This window comes from Roseateles sp. P5_E4, assembly GCF_054049255.1.
In genome coordinates, this window is record NZ_JBFUMS010000031.1 from 1 (window position 1) to 2,126 (window position 2,126).

4 protein-coding genes are annotated in these 2,126 nt (G+C 57.2%); all 4 read right to left on the reverse strand.

Annotated features, from left to right (window positions below):
* Positions 1-58: 58 nt before the first annotated feature.
* Positions 59-349: a hypothetical protein gene (locus tag ACXJLH_RS29230; RefSeq protein ID WP_457324733.1), complete on the reverse strand. Its 291-nt coding sequence runs from the start codon at positions 347-349 to the stop codon at positions 59-61.
* Between the two features lie 80 nt (positions 350-429).
* Positions 430-903, reverse strand: coding sequence for a hypothetical protein (locus ACXJLH_RS29235; RefSeq protein WP_457447978.1), 474 nt, complete (start codon positions 901-903; stop codon positions 430-432).
* A 70-nt stretch (positions 904-973) separates the two neighbouring features.
* Complete coding sequence (locus ACXJLH_RS29240; protein WP_457447980.1) at positions 974-1,234, reverse strand: hypothetical protein; 261 nt, start codon at positions 1,232-1,234, stop codon at positions 974-976.
* 73 nt (positions 1,235-1,307) lie between these two features.
* Positions 1,308-1,868, reverse strand: a complete 561-nt coding sequence (locus ACXJLH_RS29245; RefSeq protein ID WP_457447982.1) for a tetratricopeptide repeat protein — start codon at positions 1,866-1,868, stop codon at positions 1,308-1,310.
* Positions 1,869-2,126: the final 258 nt, after the last annotated feature.

The window sequence follows — 2,126 nt, forward strand, 5'->3', positions numbered from 1 at the left end:
TAACGATCGCGCTCAGCGGGCGGCGTAGCCGTCCGCTGCAGCAAAGGGTTAAACCGCCTCATAGTTGAAAGAACTTTCTTGCCGCTGGATGCATGTTGGCGATGGTTGCAGGCGGTGCCGAACCTTTGCGACGCCAGATCTCGGATAGAGATTCGCCCGCCGCATCTGCCACGTCGGGGTCCTCCGTGAGGTTGAGAGCGATCGCAAGCAACGCAGCCTCAACCTCCGGTTCGTCAAAGACACCAAGATCCATAGCGGCGTCGTGCCGATCGCCATACTCGGAAGTTGAATCCGTCAACACCGTCAGCAAGCCACGAGGCTGGTCTGCGCCGGGGATCAAAGCGGGCATAACAGGAGCGGTTTAACGTTTGAGATCAGCGGACGGCGAAGCCGTCCGCTGCAGCGACAGGTTAGGTTTGGTGTTGCGTGTCATGTATCGAAGCCCAACCACTTAGGTTCGCGTTGGACGTAGTCACAACGCCATAGGCGCAGATCATCATCCGGGCCGCGGAACTGGATCATGCCGTCGTCTGGCCTATCAGGCCACATCAAGCAAACCGTATCGACCTTGAGAAGAGACACTTCCTCAACCAGACCCTTCAGACGTGATTGAGCCTGAGCTTCCCTGGCCAAAAACCTCTCAATGCCGGCCACGAACTCCGTCGGATCCAGCGCGATGGATTCCGCATGGCTGATGAGGGCACCGTCCGGAACCACCTCCTCCGGCCCTTCCCGACGATCCCCCGCAATGAAGAATCGAAACGGTATGCCACCGTGGCCGGCTCGGCTTTCCCAGCCGTCGCCATCGACTGAGTAGACCAGCCGCCCTAGCACCGGGTGTTCGACGACCTCGCGCACTGACCGTCGGCCTCTCCCGAAGATACGCTTGAACAGGGAGGCCATTCGCGAGACCTAACGTTTGAATTCAGCCGACCAGCCAGCGAAGCTGGCGCAGGTCGGCTGCAATGAATGGTTAAAGCGCATGTTGCGACGGCACCCAGTTTTGGCAATTCGGGTCGTTGCCTTGGCTTCGGATGCGGCGCTGTAACTCGATGATGACCTCGTACTCTTCTGTCCGATTTACGCGCAGCCGATTGAACTCATCCAAAGTGATCTCGTCTTCGCGCCAAGCCATCTGATGCGCTCCAGCGTCATAGCGTACGAAGTAGCGCTCTGCACGACAAACAACCTCAAGCCCCTCAGCATTCAGGTCACCGTAAACGCGAGTTTCCATGCCGCCCTTTAACGTTTGCGCTCAGCGGGCGGCGTAGCCGTCCGCTGAAGCAAAAGGTTAGGTCTCATCGCACTCACTTACGTGGACTCGATTCTTCTTCGTCCATGCTCATCAAGGCCTGTTGAGCTCGCAAATTGCCTTCTATCGCTAGCGCGAAGTAGCATTTCCTTGCCTCCGCCCGGTCCTGCTTAACGCCAATGCCAGTGCGGTAGAAGTGGCCCAGCGTGAGTCGCCCTTGAAAATGACCTTGCGCGGTTGCCTTTTCTGCCCAATAGAAGGCCAGGCTGTCATTCTTGGGAACGCCTTCTCCTTTGAAATACATGAAGGCCAAATTCGCCTGTGAAACAGCCAGCCCGGCGTTTGCCGCCTGTGAGTACCAATGCGCGGATTTCTCTGAGTCATGCGGGACGCCTTGGCCCATGCCGTAGATGACTCCTAGCATGTTCTGAGCGCTCGCGTTCCCAGCTACTGCAAGCGAGAGAAGCTCATTGAAGGGTTTCCTTTCCACCAGTTCAATAGCTGAGCGAGCTTCACTGTTTCGCTCGACTAAAGGCCCGTCACACGCGCCCGCTGCTGCCATCGACGGACTTAGAAGCATCACGCCGTATAGAAAGCCAGCAAAGAAACGATGCATAAGCTGGGACCTAACGAGGCTGTCCAAAAACCCTGTATCCGCAAGCACTCCTGCCGTGCAGCCCGCATGAATGGCTGTTGAATCGAGTCGGTGACTTCATCGGTGACATGGGCTGAATTTTCGGTTCCATGGCGCCTGCGCGCCTGCCTGACCTCAATTGTGTCGTCTGCTTGTCCGGTTACTGAACCCCGGATTGCCCGAACCCCGCCTTCGATAGCTTTTCGATGTTGTGAACTAGGCAGTACAGGCTCCATTGCG